The sequence below is a fragment of the Rhizobium sp. 05N49 genome, from assembly GCF_056396805.1.
Window position 1 is genome coordinate 104,704 of record NZ_JBFTME010000019.1, and the last position, 22,522, is coordinate 127,225.

Annotated in this window: 23 protein-coding genes; 17 read left to right on the forward strand and 6 right to left on the reverse strand. The window is 62.1% G+C overall.

Annotated elements, in window-relative coordinates; all coding sequences use genetic code 11:
- Positions 1 to 62 precede the first annotated feature (62 nt).
- The 3 genes from AC1DF8_RS28790 to repA all read right to left on the reverse strand — a co-directional run bounded on the left by AC1DF8_RS28790 (position 63) and on the right by repA (position 3,572).
- Positions 63 to 1,193: an RHE_PE00001 family protein gene (locus AC1DF8_RS28790; RefSeq protein WP_478155927.1), complete on the reverse strand. Its 1,131-nt coding sequence runs from the start codon at positions 1,191 to 1,193 to the stop codon at positions 63 to 65.
- Positions 1,194 to 1,389: 196 nt separating this feature from the next.
- The gene (gene repB, locus AC1DF8_RS28795) at positions 1,390 to 2,379 is read right to left on the reverse strand and encodes a plasmid partitioning protein RepB (RefSeq protein WP_478155929.1); all 990 of its coding nucleotides are present in this window, start codon (positions 2,377 to 2,379) and stop codon (positions 1,390 to 1,392) included.
- Positions 2,376 to 3,572, reverse strand: a complete 1,197-nt coding sequence (gene repA, locus AC1DF8_RS28800; protein WP_112971561.1) for a plasmid partitioning protein RepA — start codon at positions 3,570 to 3,572, stop codon at positions 2,376 to 2,378. Before repA ends, repB begins: the two co-directional genes overlap by 4 nt.
- Before the next feature lie 200 nt (positions 3,573 to 3,772).
- On the opposite strand from repA, the gene cobF reads away from it, so the two are divergent.
- From cobF to AC1DF8_RS28825, 5 genes are all read left to right on the forward strand, one after another.
- The gene (gene cobF / locus AC1DF8_RS28805; protein WP_478155932.1) at positions 3,773 to 4,537 is read left to right on the forward strand and encodes a precorrin-6A synthase (deacetylating); all 765 of its coding nucleotides are present in this window, start codon (positions 3,773 to 3,775) and stop codon (positions 4,535 to 4,537) included.
- Positions 4,538 to 4,614: 77 nt separating this feature from the next.
- Positions 4,615 to 5,976: a precorrin-3B synthase gene (cobG, locus tag AC1DF8_RS28810; RefSeq protein WP_478155934.1), complete on the forward strand. Its 1,362-nt coding sequence runs from the start codon at positions 4,615 to 4,617 to the stop codon at positions 5,974 to 5,976.
- A 2-nt stretch (positions 5,977 to 5,978) separates the two neighbouring features.
- Positions 5,979 to 6,611, forward strand: a complete 633-nt coding sequence (locus tag AC1DF8_RS28815; RefSeq protein ID WP_112541339.1) for a precorrin-8X methylmutase — start codon at positions 5,979 to 5,981, stop codon at positions 6,609 to 6,611.
- Positions 6,608 to 7,333, forward strand: a complete 726-nt coding sequence (locus AC1DF8_RS28820) for a precorrin-2 C(20)-methyltransferase (protein ID WP_113203053.1) — start codon at positions 6,608 to 6,610, stop codon at positions 7,331 to 7,333. The genes AC1DF8_RS28815 and AC1DF8_RS28820 overlap by 4 nt, the downstream gene beginning before the upstream one ends.
- Positions 7,330 to 8,094, forward strand: a complete 765-nt coding sequence (locus AC1DF8_RS28825; protein WP_478155936.1) for a precorrin-3B C(17)-methyltransferase — start codon at positions 7,330 to 7,332, stop codon at positions 8,092 to 8,094. The genes AC1DF8_RS28820 and AC1DF8_RS28825 overlap by 4 nt, the downstream gene beginning before the upstream one ends.
- Here AC1DF8_RS28825 and AC1DF8_RS28830 read toward each other — a convergent pair.
- A complete protein-coding gene (locus AC1DF8_RS28830; RefSeq protein WP_478155938.1) occupies positions 8,058 to 8,828 on the reverse strand; it encodes a cobalt-precorrin-6A reductase in 771 nt (256 codons plus the stop codon). The genes AC1DF8_RS28825 and AC1DF8_RS28830 overlap by 37 nt on opposite strands.
- Here AC1DF8_RS28830 and cbiE point away from each other — a divergent pair.
- Complete coding sequence (cbiE, locus tag AC1DF8_RS28835; protein WP_478155940.1) at positions 8,827 to 10,056, forward strand: precorrin-6y C5,15-methyltransferase (decarboxylating) subunit CbiE; 1,230 nt, start codon at positions 8,827 to 8,829, stop codon at positions 10,054 to 10,056. The genes AC1DF8_RS28830 and cbiE overlap by 2 nt on opposite strands.
- Before the next feature lie 4 nt (positions 10,057 to 10,060).
- Positions 10,061 to 10,819 carry a precorrin-4 C(11)-methyltransferase gene (gene cobM / locus AC1DF8_RS28840; RefSeq protein ID WP_478155942.1) on the forward strand — a complete coding sequence of 253 codons (759 nt, stop codon included), beginning with the start codon at positions 10,061 to 10,063 and terminating at the stop codon, positions 10,817 to 10,819.
- 6 nt (positions 10,820 to 10,825) lie between these two features.
- On the opposite strand, the gene AC1DF8_RS28845 is transcribed toward cobM, so the two are convergent.
- Both AC1DF8_RS28845 and AC1DF8_RS28850 read right to left on the reverse strand, forming a co-directional pair.
- The gene (locus AC1DF8_RS28845; protein WP_478155944.1) at positions 10,826 to 11,638 is read right to left on the reverse strand and encodes a TIM barrel protein; all 813 of its coding nucleotides are present in this window, start codon (positions 11,636 to 11,638) and stop codon (positions 10,826 to 10,828) included.
- Positions 11,639 to 11,789: 151 nt separating this feature from the next.
- Positions 11,790 to 12,818: a LacI family DNA-binding transcriptional regulator gene (locus AC1DF8_RS28850; RefSeq protein WP_478155946.1), complete on the reverse strand. Its 1,029-nt coding sequence runs from the start codon at positions 12,816 to 12,818 to the stop codon at positions 11,790 to 11,792.
- Between the two features lie 133 nt (positions 12,819 to 12,951).
- Between AC1DF8_RS28850 and AC1DF8_RS28855 the strand changes: the two genes are divergently transcribed.
- From AC1DF8_RS28855 to AC1DF8_RS28900, 10 genes are all read left to right on the forward strand, one after another.
- Positions 12,952 to 14,040: a fatty acid desaturase family protein gene (locus AC1DF8_RS28855; RefSeq protein WP_478155948.1), complete on the forward strand. Its 1,089-nt coding sequence runs from the start codon at positions 12,952 to 12,954 to the stop codon at positions 14,038 to 14,040.
- Positions 14,041 to 14,064: 24 nt separating this feature from the next.
- Complete coding sequence (locus AC1DF8_RS28860) at positions 14,065 to 14,379, forward strand: MocE family 2Fe-2S type ferredoxin (RefSeq protein WP_478155950.1); 315 nt, start codon at positions 14,065 to 14,067, stop codon at positions 14,377 to 14,379.
- 8 nt (positions 14,380 to 14,387) lie between these two features.
- Entirely contained in the window at positions 14,388 to 15,614 is a 1,227-nt protein-coding gene (locus AC1DF8_RS28865; RefSeq protein ID WP_478155952.1) for an NAD(P)/FAD-dependent oxidoreductase, read from the forward strand.
- Positions 15,615 to 15,635: 21 nt separating this feature from the next.
- Complete coding sequence (locus AC1DF8_RS28870; RefSeq protein ID WP_112971574.1) at positions 15,636 to 16,439, forward strand: 3-methyl-2-oxobutanoate hydroxymethyltransferase; 804 nt, start codon at positions 15,636 to 15,638, stop codon at positions 16,437 to 16,439.
- A 107-nt stretch (positions 16,440 to 16,546) separates the two neighbouring features.
- The gene (locus AC1DF8_RS28875; RefSeq protein WP_478155954.1) at positions 16,547 to 17,443 is read left to right on the forward strand and encodes an NUDIX hydrolase; all 897 of its coding nucleotides are present in this window, start codon (positions 16,547 to 16,549) and stop codon (positions 17,441 to 17,443) included.
- Between the two features lie 71 nt (positions 17,444 to 17,514).
- On the forward strand, positions 17,515 to 18,486 hold the full coding sequence (gene nadA / locus AC1DF8_RS28880) for a quinolinate synthase NadA (protein ID WP_478155956.1): 972 nt from the start codon (positions 17,515 to 17,517) through the stop codon (positions 18,484 to 18,486).
- The gene (locus tag AC1DF8_RS28885; protein ID WP_478155958.1) at positions 18,483 to 20,027 is read left to right on the forward strand and encodes an L-aspartate oxidase; all 1,545 of its coding nucleotides are present in this window, start codon (positions 18,483 to 18,485) and stop codon (positions 20,025 to 20,027) included. The genes nadA and AC1DF8_RS28885 overlap by 4 nt, the downstream gene beginning before the upstream one ends.
- A 1-nt stretch (position 20,028) precedes the next feature.
- A complete protein-coding gene (nadC, locus tag AC1DF8_RS28890; RefSeq protein WP_478155960.1) occupies positions 20,029 to 20,928 on the forward strand; it encodes a carboxylating nicotinate-nucleotide diphosphorylase in 900 nt (299 codons plus the stop codon).
- 214 nt (positions 20,929 to 21,142) lie between these two features.
- A complete protein-coding gene (locus tag AC1DF8_RS28895) occupies positions 21,143 to 21,955 on the forward strand; it encodes an aldo/keto reductase (protein ID WP_478155962.1) in 813 nt (270 codons plus the stop codon).
- A 241-nt stretch (positions 21,956 to 22,196) separates the two neighbouring features.
- On the forward strand, positions 22,197 to 22,522 hold a 326-nt coding region (locus tag AC1DF8_RS28900), incomplete at its 3' end, for an FAD-dependent oxidoreductase (RefSeq protein WP_478155964.1).

A 22,522-nucleotide genomic window follows, 5' to 3' on the forward strand; every position in this document is an offset into this window, starting at 1 on the left:
TTAGGAACCGGCCGGGCTTGATGCCCGGCCGTTTTCATTTGCCCAAATCTTGGATGGTCGGCTCAGAGAATGCCCCAGGCCCGGTAGCGGCCGCGACCGGTGATTTCCCGGGTGCCGATTTCGTTGATCAGGTTGAGTGCGCCGCGCTGCGTCACGCTAAGTTCGCGGGCAACCATGGCGGCCGACACCATCGGCCGCGACAGGATGAAATCGGCAAGCTGCGGCAGGCTGCTGTTCGAGCGTCGGCCGCGGAAGCGTAGCTCCATTTGCGTGCGCGCCAGCGACAGGCGATCGAGCTCCTTGAGGCCGGTGACGGCACTTTCCCGCATTGCATCGAGAAATGCCTGCAGGCGCGTAATTCGGTCGCGCGAACGTCGGCGTTCGTGACGGATCTGTTTCAGCCCCGTGTTGAACGAAAAGAGATGCGAGGTGACCTTGCCTCTCGCACGCAGGCTGCTGGCTATCAGCAGACCACCCAGCCAATGCTGGCGGCGCAGGGGCTCGATGCGCTCCCAGGCGTCGAAGAGGATGGCGGCCGTGAGGCTCGGCGGCAGTTCGTCGGCAAGCGGGATCAGACCACGCCACTCCTGAAGCCGCTCTTCCTCATTCCATTCATCGTCGCCGAACAGGCCGAGCGGATCCTCATCGCGCGGCGAAGGGATGGCCTCCGCCAGCTCATCCACAACGCTCTTGCCCGCGTGGCGATCGAGAAGTCTTTGCGAGCGGGCAAGCAGAGCGTCGAGCTCGGCGATTTCGGCAGCAAGCGGCGCCTCGTCGTCCTCGTCCTCAGGCTCGCTCTCGATGGGCTCTGCGCCGTCCGCGTTGGGCGCCCTCTCCTGCCCTTCCAGCATGCTGGCGGTCAACACGCCGAGGCCCGCCGGGCTCAGGGCCCAGCCCGGATCGGCCGTCTCGATCCTGCGGCGCGTCCGCAGCACGGAATGGGCGATCGTCAGCTCATGGCTCGGCGCGCGGCTATCCATACGAGCGTCGTGCAGAACGAGATCTTCGACATGCACAAGCTCGCCCGCCACCCACAGGGCACCGGCCGCATCGAAGAAGTGGCTGCGCTCGGCAAAGCCCTGCCCCACTGGGGAGCGTGCCACCCGCTCATCGAGCCGCGCCAGCGCATCTTCCGCCCCGGCAATGGCCGGAAGCAGCGTCTGGAGCATTGCGGCATCAATTTCGTAGCGCATTGTTAGGCTTAATGGATTCTCACAAAGGGAAGCGAAATCGGCATTCTCTTCCGTCAGTTATCTCACTGCGCGAAGACACGGACAACATCACCGATACCGTTGCAGCAGTTTTCACCCGGTTTTTCGGATCGAATCGCTGCCCACATCCTGATCAACAGCAAGATCGGAGCACGCGGAAGGCTCCGATTGCTCTGCCTCAGTCGGCTTTCCCCGCCTTATAAGCCTCGTAGAGTTCATCGAGACGACCGGAAATATAGGCACCGAAATCCGGCGCATCACCGGTCTTGAGGGCGATGGTGAAGGATGTGCCGGAACTCTTGATACGACCGGCGATCCTGCCGCCGTTAGCGGGCCGCCATTCGTATTCAGTGCTTTCGGCCTTGACCTCTTCCTTCTTCGAAAGTTCCGCGACAACGAGTTCGAAGCGCCGGTCGCTCTCGACGGCATTGAAGGTGGAAGAGCCGATAAGCTTCGTCAGACGCGCTGCGCCTGCATCCGTCCAGTCCTGGGCTAGTGCCATCCAGCGTCTGCGACCGATGCCCGGAGCGGCACCCACGGCCTGGACGATATCGGCGGGAATGGCCTTTGCCACGGAGATGAGTTTCGACAATTCCGTCTTGTCGGTCGAGAGCGCCTTCATGATGACGGGACGGTCGAACCTCTTCAGTTGGAGATTGAGCGCGAAGACGGCTCGCTCGATATAGGAGAGATTACGCCGCGCAGAATTTTCGATGCCCTGGGCGATGACCAGATCGGTATCGTCGAGCTTGCGGATGACGGCCTGCACCTTGCGGCCGAGCAGCTTGACGGCCTGAAGACGACGATGACCATAGGCGACCTGGTAGCGGCCGTCATGATGCGGGTTTCGCCGCACAAGGATCGGCACTTCCTGGCCGTTTTCCGCAATCGACTGAACCAGCTCGTCTTCCATGTCGAGCGGCTCATCGGCGAGGCGATCACGAATGAAGGAAGAATCGATCAGATCAGGATCGAGTTCAACGATGTGTTCGCCCGATAGCAGCGCCTCTTCCATCGCCCTGCTCTCTTCCTCCATGCGGCCGAGAGTCAGTGCCATGGTACGCACCGGGCCGGCAGCACCACGCACGGATGTCTCCTCGAAGTTGGCCGCGGCCAACTCCTGCGCCGTGTCGGTGAACAAGCCCTTCAGTCGATCTCGTCTGCTCATGTGCGGCCCCATGCTTTATGGATGCTGGCAAGAATCTCGCCATTGGCGGCGTTAACCGATTCCAGTGCCCGGTCATAGGTGGAGCGGCGAACCTGCCCCTTTTCAATTTCGTAAAGGGTCTGCTTGGTCAGTCCCGCATCGGCAATCGCCGTCGATTTCAGGATCGTTGCCGTCAATACGTCATCGCCAAAAAGGCTGCGCAAGAGCGCCACGATCTGCGACTGCGGTCCGTCGAAAGGCTCATGGCGGGTGACGACATATTTGATGAAATCATGCTGCAGGTCGCCGCCGGCCTTCCGCACGACCGAAAGAAGATCCGAGGTCATCAACAGGAACTGCGACATGGACGCGACATCGACCATCTGCGGATGAATGGTGATCAGGAGCGAGGTGGCAGCGCAGACGGCACCGAGCGTCAGGTAGCCAAGCTGCGGCGGGCAATCGATCACGACGATATCGTAATCCTTCTCAACCTCCGCAATCGCATTGCCGACGCGACGGAAAAACAGCTCTTCCGGCTTCTGGCGATCGTTCAGCGCCCGCGGCGTCTCATGCTCGAATTCCATCAGTTCGAGATTGCCGGGCACCAGATCCAGACCATCGAAATAGGTCTTGCGGACAATATCCTTTAGCGGGCGACGATGCGCGTCATAGCGGATCGCACCATAAAGCGTATCGCCATCGGCCAGGTCGAACTCCGGCTGGACGCCGAGCAGGGAGGAGAGCGAAGCCTGCGGATCGAGATCGATCGCCAGGACGCGGTAGCCTTCCAGCGCCAGATGCTGAGCCAGATAAAGCGTGGTCGTCGTCTTGGCCGAGCCACCCTTGAAATTGGTGATGGCAATGGTCTGCAGCTTCTCGCCATCGCGCCGCGATGGCAGGTAGGAAAGAGCATCCTTCGGTTTGATCTTCGCCATGTGCTGGCGCAACTCATTGATCTGGCCGAGCGTGTAGGAACGGCGACCATTCTGCGACACATCGGGTTGCGGACCTTTGCCATCAAGCGACAGTTGGCGAAGATAGCCGTCGGAGACACCGATCATCTGGGCTGCCTCTCCTGACGTGAAAGTCCGGAGCGTCTTTTGCGAAAGCGGTGGGAAAAGCTTGTCACGCAGCAGCTTGAGCTGACGCGAAAGCTGCGTGGCATGCCGCTCGATGCGAATATCTGTAGTCGATACGCTAATGTTGTCCAAAACACTTGCCCCTTCTTAAAGCGCTTTTTCATCAACATAGCGTCAAAAAGCGTATCGAAGATGACATGATTCGGGGCGAGGCGACAATAAAGACGCTGATAACCATGTGGATAGAAAGTTGGCCGCGGCCAACTCAGTCGCCACACTTGCGAAAGATCCGCGTTAGCGGCAGAAACCTCTGGAATCCGAGGGGAGATAACGTGCGGCATATTCATATTATCGGCATCGGCACAGGCAATCCCGAGCATCTTACCATTCAGGCGATCAACGCGATGAACGCTGCCGATGTCGTGTTCATCCCGACGAAGGGTGCGGTGAAGTCCGATCTCGCCGAAGTGCGCCGGGAAATCTGTGAGCGGTATTTGACCGGCAAAGGCGTCCGCATCGTTGAATTCGAGGTACCGAAGCGCGCAACAAAGGACCGGAGTTATGTCCAGAGCGTGGACGACTGGCATGCCGCGATCGCCCATATCTATGAAGGGCTGATCGGCGACTTGTCGGAACACGGGGCCGGTGCCTTCCTCGTCTGGGGCGATCCGAGCCTCTATGACAGCACCATCCGTATTATCGAAAGAGTGCGCGGTGCCGGTGCCTGCTCTTTCGACTATAGCGTCGTTCCCGGCATCACCAGCATCCAGGCGCTCGCAGCCAGCCATCGCATTCCTCTCAATCTCGTCGGCAAGCCTGTCGAAATCACCACCGGCCGGCGACTGACTGAAACGGGGCTGACACATGAAAGCACCGTCGTCATGCTCGATGGCGAGCAGGCCTTTGCGAAGATCGCAGATCCCGATGCCGAGATTTTCTGGGGCGCTTATCTCGGCACGGAGAACGAAGTGATCCGTGCGGGCCGGCTTGGCGATATGGCCGACGACATCCTCCGGCTCCGGGCCGAAGAGCGAGAGCGACACGGCTGGATCATGGACATCTATCTGCTGCGCAAGGGACGCGATTTCGAGGACTGATTGTTCCGGTCGACGAACCGATCTCGCTTTGCTGCGTCAGGCGCGATCATGTAAGAGATGGGCCAAAGGATGGACGAATGCGCAGCGCTGCCGGCAAAATCTTGGACGCAGAGAGGCCTGATGTCGTGGGCATGCAACGCGGCGCCTGCCCGACGCTTGCAACTCCCATGCAAACCGGCGATGGCCTGCTCGTCCGCCTGCGGCCGGCGGGCGGCGCCCTCACGACCTTGCAATTTCGTCAGTTGACTTCGGCAGCGGCGCGACATGGAAACGGTATCGTTGAAATCACCGCCCGCGGCAATCTGCAGATCCGGGGCCTTCACAGCGAGTCCGTCGGGCCGCTGGCTGCAGAAATCAATGCTGCAGGCATCATCCTACCTGATGGCGTGGCGATCGAGATATCGCCACTGCACGGCATCGATGGCAACGAGATCGCCGATGCGGCGGACATGGAAGCAATACTGCGGAGCAAGCTCGGCGACCTTCTCCGCTCTCCACACCTTGCTCCGAAACTCTCAATCCTGATCGATGGGGGCGGTCAGTTTTCATTGTCCGCTCTTATTGCCGATATCCGCATCGTCGCACAGCCCGAAGGGCAATGGCTGGTTTCAATAGCCGGCGATGAAGAGGGCGCAATCCCACTGGCCTTCGGCATCGCGGATGCCGCTGTCGACGCGGTAGGCGATATGCTCCAGATGCTGATTGCACACGGCAGGCGGGCGCGCGCCCGCGACATCGATGCGGCAATGCTGCGCGCGCATTTTCCGCAGATCGATAGCATTCGATCTATCCGTCCTGCGCCAAGGAAATCATCCTTCGTTGGCATCACGAGACTGCGGAATGGCGACGCGGTACTCGGGGTGCGCCTGAACTTCGGCCAGGCAAAGGCCGCCGAACTGATCTCCTTTCTCAGTTCAGCCGAAAGCGTCGGCGCAAGGGAAATCCGGCTGGCTCCGGATCGTGGTTTCGTCCTGATTGGATTGGCCGAGGCGGCAATCCCGGACATTCAAAATGCAGCCGTCGATAATGGCTTGAGCGTCACGGCGAACGAGCCGGCCGAGCAGATCGCTGCCTGCGCGGGGGCGGGGGCCTGTGCCTCGGGCTTCTACGATACCAGAGCTCTCGCAGGCCAGTTGATCGACCAGGTTCCCGATCTCTTTGACGGCTCGCTGAAGCTTCACCTCTCCGGCTGTGCGAAGGGCTGCGCGCACCGGCGCGCCGATCTGGCGATTGTCGGTTCGGCCGAAGGCTACGACCTTGTCGTCAACGGGCTCGCTTCAGACGGACCGGCCGCAAGGATTGCTGGCGGACAGATCGATTTCGCTATAGAGAGGCTCGCCCGACTGATCGAAGACAAGAGAGGCGCCGGCGAGTCGAGTGCCGATTGCCTGAGAAGGCTTGGGCCTATTTGTCTCGCCAAGGCGCTGCAACAGGAATAGCAATGCCAGACTACGATTATATCCGCAGCGGAGACGCGATCTACGAGCGCTCCTTCGCGATCATTCGCAGCGAAGCCGATCTCTCGCGTTTTTCGCCTGAAGAAGCCGACGTCGCCGTGCGCATGATCCATGCATGCGGCCTTGTCGAGGCGGCGCAGAATTTCGTCTTCTCGCCCGATTTCGTTCACGCTGCACGCATCGCCTTGCAGGACGGCGCACCGATCTTCTGCGATGCCGAGATGGTGGCGCATGGCGTGACCCGTGCGCGCCTTCCGGCCAAGAACGACGTGATCTGTACGCTACATGATCCGCGCACCCACGAGCTCGCCCATCAGACGGGCAATACCCGCTCGGCCGCCGCCCTGCATCTGTGGCTTGATCGGCTCGAAGGCAGCGTCGTGGCGATCGGCAACGCGCCCACGGCACTCTTTCACCTTCTCGAACTGTTGGGGGATGGTGCGCCGAAGCCTGCTGCCATCATCGGCATGCCGGTCGGCTTTGTCGGCGCCGCCGAATCCAAGGATGCGCTTGCTGAAAATTCCTATGGCGTTCCCTATGCGATCGTGCGCGGCCGGCTCGGCGGCAGCGCCATGACGGCCGCCGCCATCAATGCACTGTCGAGGGCAGGCCTATGAGCGGCCGTCTGATCGGCGTCGGCACCGGACCCGGCGATCCCGAGCTTCTGACCGTCAAGGCGGTGCGCGCCGTTGAGAGGGCGGACGTCATTGCCTATTTCGCCAAGCAGGGCAGAGGCGGTAACGGAAAGGCGATTGTCGAGCATCTCTTCAAGCCGGGCATCGAACTGTTGCCGCTCTACTATCCTGTCACGACCGAACTCGACAAAGGTGACCCGCTCTACAAGAGCCGCATCACCGAATTCTACAATACCTCGGCCGATGCCGTTGCCCGTCATCTCGAAGCGGGTCGCACGGTCGCGGTGCTGAGCGAAGGCGACCCGCTCTTCTACGGCTCCTATATGCATCTGCATGTGCGCCTGTCGCAGCGGTATCCGACCGAAGTCATTCCCGGCATCAGCGCCATGTCCGGCTGCTGGTCGCTGGCAGGCATGCCGATCGTCCAGGGCGACGACGTGCTCTCCGTGCTGCCGGGCACGATGGGCGAGCAGGAGCTGACGCGCCGTCTTGCCGATACCGAGGCTGCCGTCATCATGAAGGTCGGCCGTAACCTGCCGAAGATCCGGCGCGCGCTGGAAGCAGCCGGCCGTCTCAAGGACGCGCTCTATGTCGAGCGCGGCACCATGGCCAATGCCGCCATGGTGAAGCTTGCCGAACGAGGCGAGGGCGATGCGCCTTATTTCTCGCTGGTGCTGGTGCCCGGCTGGGAGGCCAGCCGATGAGCGGGCGCCTTTTCGTAATCGGCACCGGTCCCGGCAATCCGGAGCAGATGACGCCGGAGGCGATGGCCGCCGTCGAAGCCGCCAGCGATTTCTTCGGCTACGGTCCCTATCTCGACCGTCTGACGCTGCGCGCCGACCAGCGCCGCCATGCTTCCGACAACAGGGAGGAACTCGACCGGGCAGGGGCCGCCCTTACGCTTGCCAACAACGGCGCCGATGTCTGCATCGTCTCCGGCGGCGATCCCGGCGTCTTTGCCATGGCCGCTGCCGTCTGCGAGGCGATCGACAACGGACCGGCGGAATGGCGTGGAGTCGATCTCACCGTCCTGCCCGGCATCACCGCAATGCTTGCGGTTGCCGCCCGTGTCGGCGCACCGCTCGGCCATGATTTCTGCGCCCTGTCGCTCTCGGACAATCTGAAGCCTTGGGCCATCATCGAAAACCGCCTGGCTCTTGCGGCACAAGCCGGTTTCGTCATCGCCCTCTATAATCCGATCAGCAAGGCTCGCCCCTGGCAGCTCGGCACCGCCTTCGAGCTCTTGCGCCGGCATCTGCCGGCCACGACACCGGTCATCTTCGGCCGTGCGGCCGGCCGGCCCGACGAGCGGATCACCGTGCAACTGCTCAAAGGGGCCGATCCTTCCGTTGCCGACATGGCGACCTGTGTCATCATCGGTTCGCAGGAGACGCGGGTGATCCCCCGCGATGGCCAGCCGGACCTGATCTACACGCCGCGCTTCTTGGCCGGGGAGACGAGATGATCGATCGCTTCGAGCGCCGCTTCCACCGTTTCGACCGACGTCATGATGGCAGCAGGCGCGCGCGCGATCACGACGACCTTGAGCCCAAGCAGGCGTGCCGCCTCGATCTTCGCATAGGCCGCCGGGCCGCCGCTGTTCTTTGTAACGACGGCATCGATACGATACTGCCGCATCAGGTCGATTTCGCCTTCGAGCGTGAAGGGACCACGGTCGAGGAGATATTCGACATCGGCAAGGGCAAGCGGCGGATCGACGGGATCGACGCTACGGACCAGATAGAAATGCTGTGGAGCGATTTCGGCATGATGAGCGCCCTGCCGGCCGGTCGCCAGGAAGACGCGGCGCGGGGCCGGCCCAAGTGCGGCAATCGCCGCCGGAATGTCGGCCACGATATGCCAATGATCGCCAGGTTCCGGGACCCATTCAGGACGGCAGAGCGCGAGCGCAGGGATACCGGTGCGTTCGGCGGCAGCCGTGGCATTTGCCGAAATGCGCTCGGCGAAGGGATGGGTGACATCGATCAGGAGATCATAAGCTCCTTCCGTCAGGAAGGTCGCAAGACCCTCTGCCCCGCCGAAACCCCCAACGCGAACGGGAACCGGCTGCTGGGCGGGAGCCTCCGTGCGGCCGGCCAGCGACAGGAGAATGTCGAGGTCTTCCCGCGGGGCAAGCGCGGCGGCCAGCCTGCGCGCCTCGCTGGTGCCGCCGAGGATCAGGATACGGGTCTTCTCCATGTCTGACAGCTCCCCCTCCGTCCCGCGCTGGCTCACTCTTATCGGCATCGGCGACGATGGTCCAGACGGGCTCGGCGAGCAGGCAAAGCGTCTGATCGCCGCCGCACCGGCCGTCTTCGGCGGTGCACGTCATCATGAACTTGCCGGCACACTGATCACGGGCGAACGTTTCGCCTGGCAGAGCCCTTTCGAAAAATCGGTCGAGGCGATCGTCGCGCGGCGTGGTACGCCCGTCGTCGTCCTGGCCTCGGGCGATCCCTTCCTCTACGGCGTCGGCGCAACGCTGTCGCGTCGCATCGCTGCTGACGAAATGCTCACCATCCCGGCCCCCTCCGCCTTCAGTCTGGCGGCAGCACGGCTAGGCTGGCCGCTGCAGAGGACAGCCTGTGTCTCGCTGCACGGACGCCCACTCGATCTCATCCGCCCGCATCTGCATGCCGGCAGGCAAATTCTGGCGCTGACTTCGGACGAGAAGGGCCCGCAGGCGCTCGCCGATCTGCTTGTCGCCAATGGCTTTGCCGAGACGCAACTGACTGTGCTGGAAGCGCTCGGCGGCGGGCGGGAGCGTATCCGCAGCGCTATAGCCTCGGGCTTCGATCTCGACGCGATCGACACGCTGAACGTCTGCGCCCTCGAGGTTGTGGCAGGTCGGGGCGCGCGTATCCTGCCCTATTCCCCCGGTATCGACGACGAACTCTTTGAGCATGACGGACAGATTACCAAGCGGGAGATCCGCGCCGTCACGCTATCGGCGCTATCGCCACGGCACGGTGAACTCCTCTGGGACATCGGCGCCGGCTCAGGATCTGTCGGTATCGAATGGATGCTGGCTGATCCGTCGCTGAAAGCAATCGCGATCGAACAGGCGCCGGAACGCGTTGCCCGCATCGCCCGCAATGCCACTGCCTTCGGCGTGCCGCAGCTTGCCCTTGTCGAAGGCACGGCACCCGCAGCACTCACCGGCTTGCCCGCGCCGGATGCGGTCTTCATCGGCGGCGGCGGCAGCGAGGCCGGCGTCATGGATGCCGCGATCACGGCACTGAAGCGGGGAGGGCGGCTCGTTGCCAATGCCGTCACGCTGGAAATGGAAGCATTGCTGCTCAGAGAATATGGCGCGCGCGGTGGCAGGCTGACGAAAATCGAAATTGCCCGCGCCGCTCCCGTCGGCGGCATGAGCGGCTGGCGACCGGCCATGCCCGTCACGCAGTGGTGCTGGATCAAGGAATAGAAGAATGACAGTTCATTTCATCGGCGCCGGACCGGGTGCAGCAGATCTCATTACCGTGCGCGGACGCGACCTGATCGGCAAATGCCCTGTCTGCCTCTATGCCGGCTCCATCGTCTCGCCCGAGCTTCTGCAATATTGTCCGCCAGGCGCGCGCATCATCGATACCGCGCCGATGTCGCTTGACGAAATCGAGGCCGAATATCTACGCGCCGCCAATGCCGGTCAGGATGTCGCCCGACTGCATTCCGGCGATCTTTCCGTCTGGAGCGCAGTCGCCGAGCAGATCCGCCGGCTGGAGAAGCACGGCATCGCCTATACGATGACGCCGGGCGTTCCGGCCTTTGCAGCGGCGGCCTCAACGCTCGGGCGTGAACTGACGATCCCGGCCGTGGCGCAAAGCCTTGTGCTGACGCGCGTATCGGGCCGCGCCTCACCAATGCCGAACGAAGAAACGCTGGACAAATTCGGCGCGACGGGAGCGACACTGGCAATCCATCTCGCCATCCATGCGCTGGCCGAGGTCGTGACGGAGTTGACGCCGCTCTATGGCGCCGATTGCCCTGTCGCCATCGTGGTGAAAGCCACCTGGCCGGACGAGCGTATCCTGCGCGGCACGCTCGCCGATATCGAAGCAAAGGTGGCGGCCGAGCCGATCGAGCGCACGGCCATCATCTTCGTCGGTCGCTCGCTCGGATCGGAAGATTTCCGCGAAAGCTCGCTCTACGATCCAGCCTATCAGCGTCGTTTCCGCGGTCGCGAATAGGCTTTTTCAGGCTTTCGCGACGAGATAATCCATGCTCGCCTTCACGGCTGCGCCGGGATCCTTCAGTGCATGCACTTCGGATGCGAAGGGCTCGAAGGAGAAGGGGCCTTTGTAGCTTGCCTGCAGCAATGCGCGGATCTGGGCGGCATTGCCGAGCCGGTCGTCGGCATCGACCAGAACACGGTGAGGATCGCGCATATCGGAAACGGAAACGGCGGGATCGCTGACGCCGGAAATATGCACCAGCCCGGTCAGATGGGGGAAGAAGGGTGTTTCGCCCGCAAGGTGATGATGGAACGTGTCGTGCACCAGCCGGAAGGTCGGCTGCGCATTCAGCGTCTCGATCGCATCGGCTGCTTCCGCCTTGGAGCGCAGCGAGCAGATTTGAAAACCGAGCGGCTCGACGAGACCGACGATACCGGCCGCATCGAGCATCGGTCGGAGTGCCGTCAGGGCCTCACGCAGATTGGCCTGTCGCTCGCCATCGGCTGTTCCCGTGCCGTCATTCTTCGGAACCAGAACCAGCGCCTGCGAGCCGACCGCCCTTGCATAATCGATCAGCTCGCGGGCTTCCCGCTCGCGCGTTGCGTTCCATTCGTTGAAGCGCTGCAGTGCGTTGATCGAGATGATTGCGACGCCGTGGCGGGCAGCCGCCTCCTTGATGACATCGGGCTTTGTCCCGTCGAGAATGGCATTGCCCGAGAGATCATTGCGGATCTCCACCGCATCGATGTCGAGCGAGGCAGCAAGTGCAAAGAAATCCTCGATCGAAAGCGAAGGTGCCGCCATATGGTTTAGCGCGAAACGGATGGATGCCATGCGAAATCTCCTCCTCGCTCCTCATGCGTGAGAAGCATTATGACTGTCTGATCGAATCTCTACCGGAATTTCGCGTTCAAGCCATAGGCCGCGCGGCCACAGACTCTATCATCGCTGATATATTTTCGGGCCAATGATAGAATTCCATCATTTAGATATTCTCCGGCAGGAAGATCTCGAAGGGCAGAAATGATTGGCCGGGAACGGCAATCTCGCCCTGTTCGAGCGCACCCGTCATCAGTGACACTACTTCCTTGCAGAGTGCTGGCAGCGGCGTGCCGATCGCCATGGTGACGATGCCGTCGGCGAGACCGGCCTTGCTGTCTGCCGTCAGCTCGTTGACGATAAGCACGGTGCGGCCGCCGATCCCCTCTTCTCGAAATGCCGAAATCGCCCCCTCCATGCCACCTCCGCAGACATAGAGGCCGACGAGATCGGGGTGTTTCTGCAGAAGGGTCAGCGTCGCCTCATGGGTGATCTCAGGCGTTTCGAGATTGATCAGCGTTTCGACCACTTCGAAGTCAGGCGCTTCCTCGCGGAAATAGGAGCGGAATCCCATCTCGCGCAACTCGTGACCATGAAAACGATGGCTGCCGACAAAGCAGGCTACCTTGCCCGACCGGTGGGCCGCCTTTGCGATCATCCAGGCTGCGGTGCGCCCAACCTTGCGGTTGTTGACGCCGACATAAGCGTCCCTGACGCCGGTCGCGAGATCCGAAAGCAACGAGAACACCGGAATACCGCGTCCCTTCAGTTCCTCGACAGCAGCTGTGACAGCCGGATAATCCGGGCCGACAAGCGCCACCGCCTGGTTTCTCGCGCCGAGCAGCTTGATCTTTTCGATGATGGCGGCAGGTGTTGCGGCGGACGGATATTCCACCTGCGTCTGGATGCGCGCGCTGGTCACGTTGCGCGCCGCCGTTTCAATTTCGCGTGCGAAGGCCTGGTAGAAGGGCTGGGTCGGCTTTTGCAGCAAGAAGGCCAGCCGATATTGCGGCAGATCCTCGAAGACGCGCTGCCGGATCAGGCCGACGGCGTGATAGCCGATCGACTGGGCCGCATCATAGACCCGCCGCGCTGTTTCCTCCCGCACCCGATGGCGCCCGTTCAGAACACGATCGACGGTCGCAACGCTGACGCCGGAGGCTTGGGCGAGATCTGATATGGTCGGGCGACGCATGGTTGGTCCTGATAGTTTTCAATCATGAATGAAAGCCGTTTCTGATGGCTTTTGAGAGAATATATCAAGCCTGCATTGAGGGCTCTGCGAAGTCAACCTATTCTCCGGACCAAGAACTGGTGAGGAGGAAAGCATGGCTGGCGAAGCAACAAAGCGGGATTACAGCCTCTTGGGGGCGAGCGGCAGGACGGCGGTCGAAACCGGTCTCGCGGCTGCGGAATGGTATCATACCGATGTTGCCCGTAAGGAGATGAAGGCGCTGATGCAGCGTTCCGACAATCAGGCGATCCGCGACACGGCGCTCTGGCTCGGCAGTATGGTGATCTTTGCCGCCCTCGGCATCTATTTCTGGGGCTCCTGGATCGCCGTGCCGTTCTTCCTGGCTTACGGCGTGCTCTACGGCTCGGCCTCCGACAGCCGCTGGCACGAATGCGGCCATGGTACCGCCTTCAAGACGCGCTGGATGAACGATGTCGTCTACCAGATCGCCTGCTTCATGATCATGCGCAATCCGGTAACCTGGCGCTGGAGTCACGCCCGCCACCATACCGACACCGTCATCGTCGGCCGCGACCCCGAGATCGCCGTCATGCGCCCGCCGGATCTCTTCCGCCTTGTGCTCAATTTCTTCGGCATTCTCGATGCCTGGCATGCCGTGATCGACATGATCAGAAATTCGGCCGGCATCATCAGTGGGGCGGAAAAGACCTTCATCCCCGAGATGGAGCAGCCGAAGGCGATCCGCATTGCCCGTATCTGGCTTGCGATCTACGTCGTCACCATCGCGCTCGCCATCTATATGGGTTCGATCCTGCCGCTGATGCTGGTCGGCCTGCCGCGCCTCTATGGCGCCTGGCATCATGTGCTGACCGGCCTGCTGCAACATGGCGGGCTGGCCGATAATGTCATCGACCACCGGCTGAACAGCCGCACGGTCTATATGAACCCGATCAGCCGCTTCATCTACTGGAACATGAACTATCACGTGGAGCACCACATGTTCCCGATGGTGCCCTACCACGCGCTGCCGAAGCTGCATGCGATGATCAAGCACGACCTGCCGGCGCCCAATCCATCGATCTGGTCCGGCTACCGGGAAATGATCCCGGCCTTCCTGCGCCAGCTTCGCAATGAAGACTATTTTCTCAAGCGGGAACTGCCGGCAACGGCGCGGCCCTATCGCGAGGAATTCCACGCCGAACTGGCACCCGCAGCCCAATAGAACAAGATCGAGGGAGGAAAAGAGATGAGCGGTAACTGGATCGAAGTTTGCGGCAAGGACGAAATCGACGAGGAGGATGTCATGCGCTTCGACCATGGCGGGCGCACATTCGCTATCTATCGCAGCCCGGACGATGAGTTCTTTGCCACCGACGGGCTTTGCACCCATGAGCAGGTCCATCTCGCCGACGGTCTCGTCATGGATGAAATCATCGAATGTCCCAAGCACAATGGCCGCTTCGACTACAGGACCGGTGAGGCCAAGGGCGCACCCGTCTGCGTCAACCTGAAGACCTATCCCGTCAAGATCGAAGACGGCGCCGTCTTCATTGCGATCTGAGGTGCGCCATGGCCCATTTCGTCATCATTGGCGCAGGGGAATGCGGGGCGCGTGCCGCCTTCGCACTCCGGGACAAGGGATTTGACGGCGACATCACGCTTGTGGGTTCCGAGCCGCATGCGCCCTATGAGCGCCCCCCGCTCTCCAAGGCCGGCCTTGCTGGCACTGTCGACCCGAAACTCATCGCCGCACGAGAAACTTATGAGGCTGGCAATATTCACCTCCTGACAGGTGTGACGGCAACCGGTCTCGATGCCGCAGCTCATACCGTCGCCCTGTCCGACAGCAGTCTGCTTGCCTATGACCGGCTGCTGCTTGCGACAGGCGCCAGTGCGCGTGCCTTTCCCAATGTGCCCAGTGAAAGCAGCTATATCCGGTCGCTCCGCACACATCATGATGCGGTGACACTGCGCGCGGTGCTGCAGCCTGGCAAACGGCTTGCAGTCATCGGCGGCGGCTTCATCGGCCTGGAGGTCGCGGCAACCGCGCGCCAACTCGGCGCCGATGTCATCCTCGTCGAAGGGCTGGAGCGGGTGCTGAAGCGCGGCGTTCCCGAAGACATCGCCCACCTCGTTGCCGAGCGTCACCGCGCGGAAGGCGTCGATCTGCGCTGCGGTGTCTCGATCGAAACCCTGACGGAGCAGAACGGCAAAGCCGTCATCCGGCTTGCCAACGATGAGGTGGTCGAAGCCGATCTGGCGCTTGTCGGCATCGGCGCCCGGCCGAATAGCGAGCTTGCCGAGGCTGCCGGACTTGCGATCGACAACGGCATCGCAGTCGATGACCGGCTGCGTACCTCCGCCCCCGATATTTTCGCGGCCGGCGACTGCTGCTCCTTTCCGCTCGCCCTCTATGGCGGCCAGCGCGTGCGGCTGGAATCCTGGCGCAATGCGCAAGAGCAGGGCACGCTTGCCGCCGCCAATATGCTCGGCGCCGATGAACCGATTGCCGCCGTGCCGTGGTTCTGGTCGGATCAGTATGAGATGACGCTGCAGATAACAGGGCTTGCCGATGGCCCGGCCAGGCATCTGCGCCGCGATCTCGGCGAGGGGGCCTTCATCCTCTTCCATCTCGATGCCGAGGGCCGGCTACTTGCCGCAAGCGGCATCGGGCCTGGCAATGCGGTCGCCCGCGACATCCGGCTGGCGGAAATGTTGATTGCCGCACGCGCGCATCCCGACCCGGCCGCACTGACCGCCACCAATGTCAAGCTGAAGTCGCTGCTCGCTGCCTGATAGTTTTCAAAGGATAATGCGATGAAGAAACATAATCGCGCCACGGTCGCCGACCTCCTGGCGCTCAAGGGAAAACGCCAGCTCACAATGCTGCGCGTCACCACGCTTGAGGAGGCGGAAGCAGCAGAAAAGGCCGGCATCGACATGGTCTCGGTGCCACCGTTCCTGCTCGGGCCGGTCTTTCGCGAGGCGGCACCGACGCCCTTTGCCGTTCCCGGTCTGGAATATGGCGATCATGTCTCGGCTGAAGAATACATGCGCGAGGCCTTCAAGGCGCTGAAGGCAGGCGGCGATGCCGTCTATTGCGCCGCCAGCCTGCAGACCATCCGCCGTATGCGCGATGAAGGCATTCCCGTCTGCGGCCATGTCGGCCTCATCCCCTCAAAGGCGACCTGGACCGGCGGTTTTCGCGCCGTGGGCAAGACGGCTGCCAGCGCTCTCGATGTCTGGCGCCAGACGAAGGCGCTTCAGGATGCCGGCGCCTTCGCAGCCGAGATCGAGGTCGTCCCCGGCGATGTCGCGGCGGCGATTTCCAACCGCACCTCGATGCTAATGATCTCCATGGGCGCCGGGCGCGGCTGCGATGCGCAATACCTCTTTGCCGACGATGTGCTCGGTACGACCAGAGACCACACGCCGCGCCACGCCAAGGTCTATCGCAACTTCGCAGCCGAACATGACCGGCTGCAACGCGAACGCATCGCCGCCTTCAACGAATTTGCCGAGGATGTCCGCTCCGGCGCCTATCCGGAAAAGCGCCATCTTGTCGGCATCGACGAAGCCGAGTTGCGCAATTTCCTGCATCGGCTGGAAGCTGAAGGATAGGCTGCAGTATCTTCCTTCCCCCGCCGGGAAGAAAAGGAAGGTCCATTGGCATCAGCGCCAGCCTATGCCAGAGAATAGAGCCATCAGAAACAGATTCTCAGGCGCTGGTGACGATAGGCTTTGCACATGCGGAACTGATCGCGGTCCTCGTCGCGGTGACCGGGGATGAGCCGCGCGTCATGACGATCGGCAATGGCGATGCGCTGCCGTCTGGCCCTTTCGAAATGGGCCACCGCACGCTGCAATCGGGCCTGCGCGAATGGATCCAGGAACAGACTGCCCATCCCGTCGGCTTCCTCGAGCAGCTTTACACCTTTGCCGATCGAGACCGGAACAACGATATCCAGGGCGGTCGTACCATCTCGATCAGCTATCTCGGTCTCGTCAACGAGCAATCAGGCGCCGGACGACCGGGTTGGCACGGCTGGTACGAATATTTCCCCTGGGAGGACCATCGCGACGGGCGTCCAGAAATCCTCGATGACCTGATCGCGCGTCTGCGCCTGTGGGCCGATGCCGATCCCGTCAGGCGCGAATATCGTCATCGGCGCGCCGATTTCACTTTCGGGCTCGACGGCGGCGGCTGGAACGAGGATCTGACGCTGCAGCGGTATGAACTGCTCTATGAGGCGGGTCTCGTCTGCGAAGCCGGCGCCAGCAAGGACGATAATCTCGGCCGGGCGATGTTTGCCGATCACCGGCGCATCCTTGCAACGGGCATTGCGCGGCTTCGCGCCAAGATCAAATACCGCCCCGTCGTCTTCGAACTCATGCCCGAAAGCTTCACGCTTCTGCAGTTGCAGCGCGCCGTCGAGGCGCTCGCCGGCCTGACCCTGCACAAGCAGAATTTCCGCCGCCTGATCGAACAGCAGGAACTGGTGGAGGAAACGGGCGGAGCGACAAGCGAGACCGGCGGCCGGCCGGCCAAGCTTTTCCGCTTCCGCCAGACCATTCTCGAAGAGCGCGCGCTCGCCGGAACGAAATTACCACTCTCCCGCAATTGACATATGCTCACAGTGAGAATATCTCTTTGCACACGATATGCTCAAATCGAGCATAATTAATGGAGCCGGCCATGAACCATCTTGTATCCGCGTCTTCCCTCTATGATCGCGTCAGCCGCGTCATTCCCAAAGCCGAATGGATGATGTTCCAGGACGATGTCGATGCGATCCTGGAACTGAAGCGCAAGCGCAATGCCGTTATCCTCGCGCATAACTACCAGACGCCGGAAATCTTCCATGGCGTGGCCGATATTGTCGGCGACAGCCTGGCCCTGGCGCGCAAGGCGATCGAGGTGGATGCCGACGTGATCGTGCTTGCCGGCGTGCATTTCATGGCCGAGACGGCAAAGCTTCTGAACCCGGAAAAGACAGTGCTGATCCCCGATCTCGGCGCCGGCTGTTCGCTGGCGGATTCGATCACGCCCGAGGATATCGCGCTGTTGCGCCAGGCCCATCCGGGCGTGCCTGTCATTACCTATGTCAACACCTCGGCCGCAGTCAAAGCCGCCTCCGATATCTGCTGCACCTCGGGCAATGCCAAGCAGGTGGTCGAATCTCTTGGCGTACCACGCGTGCTGATGATCCCGGATGAATATCTTGCCCGCAATGTCGCCAGGGAAACCGATGTCGAGATCATTGCCTGGCACGGGCATTGCGAAGTGCATGAGCTCTTCACTGCCGACGATGTGCGCCAGCTTCGCGAAAACCATCCTGGCGTGACGGTGCTTGCCCATCCCGAATGCCCGCCTGATGTCGTTGCGGAGGCCGATTTTGCCGGTTCCACCGCCGTCATGTCCGATTATGTCGGCCAGAAGAAACCCGCCCGCGTCGTGCTGCTGACCGAATGCTCGATGAGTGACAATGTCGCCGTGCATCATCCGGATGTCGAGTTCATCCGGCCCTGCAATCTCTGCCCGCATATGAAGCGCATCACGCTTTCCAACATTCGCACGGCTCTCGAAGAGAACCGCCATGAAGTGACGGTCGATCCGGCGATTGCCGTCGCAGCTCGCCGCGCTGTCGAGAGGATGCTGTCGATATGAGCGATATTGCCGACCAACTTGCCGGCCGCCCTGTCATCGTCGGCAGCGGCCTTGCCGGACTGATGACGGCGCTGACGCTTGCGCCCGAGCCCGTTGTTATCGTCACTCGCGCTGCTCTCGGCGCTGAAACGTCGAGCGCCTGGGCCCAGGGCGGCATAGCCGCCGCTCTCGGCGCCGATGACAATGCCGAACTGCATCTGGCCGATACGCTTGCTGCCGGTGACGGGCTCTGCGACCCCAGCATTGCTGTCGGCATCGTCGCTGAGGCGCCGGCTGCGATCACCTCACTGGAACGGGCGGGGGTCCATTTTGACAAGACGGCAGATGGCAGCTTTTTGCTCGGGCTGGAGGCTGCCCATAGCCGCCGCCGCATCGTGCATGCGCAAGGTGACGGCTCGGGTGCGGCGATTGTTCGTGCGCTGGTCGAAGCCGTCATCTCCACACCCTCCATCACCGTGCTCGAGGGGCTGGAGGCGCGCCGTATCCTGACGGATGAGGACGGCGTCATCGGCCTCCTCTGCGTCGGCGAAAATGGCACCACTATCCTGCCGACACGGCGCATCGTACTCGCCACCGGCGGCATCGGCGGTCTCTATGAAGCGACAACCAATCCGATCGGCAATTTCGGGCAGGGCATCATGCTTGCAGCACGCGCCGGGGCTGAGCTTGCCGACATGGAATTCGTGCAATTCCATCCGACGGCGCTCGATTCCCGCCGCCGTCCCTTGGCGCTCGTCAGCGAAGCAGTCCGCGGCGAAGGTGCGGTACTCGTCAATGAGCATGGCGAACGCTTCATGGCGGGCATTGCCGGCGCAGAACTTGCACCGCGCGATGTCGTGGCCCGCGCCATCAGTGCCGAACTCGCCCGTGGCGGCAAAGTGTTTCTCGACGCGCGTAGAGCCCTTGGCGATCGTTTCGCCACACGTTTTCCGGTTATCAACGCACTCTGCCGGGAGGCTGGCATCGATGCCGCGTCCCAGCCGATCCCGGTGCGGCCTGCCGTCCATTATCACATGGGCGGAGTAGCAACCGATGCCGTCGGTCGCAGCTCAGTCGCCGGGCTCAGGGTTGTGGGCGAAGCCGCCTCCACCGGCCTGCACGGGGCAAACCGGCTTGCCAGCAATTCCCTGCTGGAAGCAGCCGTCATGGGCATGCGGGCGGCGCGCGACATTCTTGCAACCCCGGTTGCAAAATCCTCGACAGCCGAGATTGCAGGGATGCTGCCTGCGGCAACCGACCCTTCGCTTGTCAGGCCAATCGTCTCACGCCATCTCGGCGTACTGCGCAATGCGGGCGCCATCCATGGCGCCGTCGCAAGCTTGCTGCCGCTCGCAGAAAACGACGGGCCGGCCTCGGATCCGGCGGTCGTTGCGCTGCTGATTGCCGTCTTCGCCAGCCTTCGGGCGGAATCGCGCGGGGCGCATGCCCGCACGGATTACCCGCTGAAACGGGCGGAAGCCGCGCGGCACAAGATGACACTGGCTGATGCCCTGGAAATTGCCCGGGCGACCGCCTCCCATCCTCTTGCAAGGAGTGCCTGAGATGAACCTCGCTTCCCTTCCGCGCGTCATTGTCGAGCCGCTGGTGCGCGCAGCCCTCGCAGAAGACCTCGGTCTTGCCGGCGATATCACCTCTGCGGCCGTCATCCCCTGGGATCATCGCTCGACAGTCGTCATGGCCGCCCGCCAGCCGGGTGTGGTCGCCGGTCTCGATGCTGCGGAGCTTGCCTTCCAGCTCGTTGATCCCACCATTATGCTTCGCCGGCATCTGCCAGATGGTGCGGCCGTGGAACCGGGCAGCGTGATTGCCACCATTGAAGGGCCGTCGCGCGGCCTTTTGACGGGCGAACGCACTGCCCTGAATTTCCTCGGCCATCTCTCGGGCATCGCCTCGGTGACGGCCGGCATCGTCACAGCGATCCGCGACACGAAAGCCTCGGTCGTCTGCACCCGCAAGACGACACCAGGTCTGAGAGCGCTCGAAAAATATGCCGTGCGGGCGGGCGGCGGTATGAACCATCGCTTTGCGCTCCACGACGCCGTGCTGATCAAGGACAATCACGTCGCCATTGCCGGCAGCGTTTCGGAAGCCATTCGCCGCGCCAAGGCCGGCGTCGGCCATATGGTCAAGATCGAAGTGGAGGTCGATACGCTCGAGCAGCTGCACGAGGCAATGGGCCAGGGGGTCGATGCCGTCCTCCTCGACAATATGACGCCTGATCAGCTGCGCGAGGCCGYCAGGATCGTCGCCGGTCGGGCGATCACCGAGGCCTCCGGCCGCGTCACACCGGCAACGGCACCGGCCATTGCCGCCTCTGGCGTCGACCTGATCTCGGTCGGCTGGCTGACGCACAGCGCCCCGGTTCTTGATATCGGCCTCGATTTTGTCGAAGCGGCTGCCGAAAGCGCGATACCCCTGCGCCGGGTTGCCCAGGCATTCTAGGAGCGCTCAGCTTTCCGGGATCTCAAACCGCGAGGATGATCTGCAGCCGGCCCCGGCCGGCTGCCATCAGGTCCGAATTCACGCTCGCATTGTCTCCAAACGATCATCAGGACTTGCCCGAAATCCATCAGTGTTTTTCGCTGGACACAGCCCCGGGCTATTGCAAAGCTTCGTGAGCCCACTGGAGGAGTGAGGCGAATTGGAGGAAATAGATTTGCAAAAACATGATGTTATTCCGTTGATAGGATTTGGCACGTTTGGGCGCAACGGCAAGGAGGGTATCGATGCAATCCTGTGTGCGCTCGAAACCGGCTACCGGCACCTCGATACTGCGCAGACCTATGACACCGAATTCGAAGTCGGCGAAGCGCTGCGCCGTTCGGGCCTTGATCGAGACGAGGTCTTCCTGACGACGAAGATTTCGACCGATAATTTCGGCCCCGGCGCCCTCGTCCCGTCGCTGGAAAAGAGCCTTGAAGCACTCAAGGTCGATCAGGTGGACCTGACGCTGATCCACTGGCCATCGCCTAACGGCCGCATTCCGCTCGAGGTCTACATAACCCAGATCGCCGAGGCGCAGGCCCGCGGCATGACGAAGCTGATCGGCGTCTCGAATTTCACGATCGCCCTTCTCGAAGAAACCGAAGCCCTGCTCGGCAAGGGAAAGGTCGCCAACAACCAGTTCGAGCTAAACCCGATCCTGCAGAACAAGAAGCTCGCAAACTATTGCCGGGAAAAGGAAATCCTCGTCACCTGCTATTTGCCGATCGCCCGTGGCCTTCTGTCCGACGAACCGGTGCTGCGCGCAATCGGTGAACAATATGATGCCACACCGGAGCAGGTGGCGATCGCCTTCGAACTTGCCAAGGGCTATTGCACCATCCCGACATCGGGTCGGCCCGAACGCATTCGCTCGAACTTCAAGGCAAGTTCGATCAGACTTTCTCCCGAGGAAATCGCCCGCATCGAGACGATCGACCGCAATCACCGGGTCGTCGACCCGGACTGGGGTCCGAAGTGGGACTGATCTTGCCCGGATCGAGGTGCGCGCGGCGGGATCTCGACCGTTACATCATTGTCTCAATCGCGTCGTAGTTTGCGCGCGGTAACGTGCACGATAGTCGGTCTGACAGAGTAATGAACCGCTGCTGCGGCAGCTGCGGAATTGCGATTGCTTGAGGCTTCGGGCGCGATATCAAAACGCCCGGTGCCTCCCCGGTACCGGAACGCGAGAGTGCCCTCATTGGGCGACGGTTTGGAGATTGGGTGTGAGCGATCGAATCCACGATATTTTCGTCATTGGCGGCGGGATCAACGGCTGCGGGATAGCGCGCGATGCCGTGGGTCGTGGTTATACGGTGGCGCTTGCGGAGATGAACGATTTCGCCTCCGGCACCTCGTCGGGTGCCACCAAGCTCATCCATGGCGGATTGCGCTATCTCGAACATTACGAGTTCCGCCTGGTGCGGGAATCGCTGATGGAGCGCGAGATCCTCTGGGCCATGGCCCCGCATATCATCTGGCCTTTGCGCTTCGTGCTGCCCTATCACAAGGGCGGGATCAGGCCGGCCTGGATGATCCGGCTTGGCCTCTT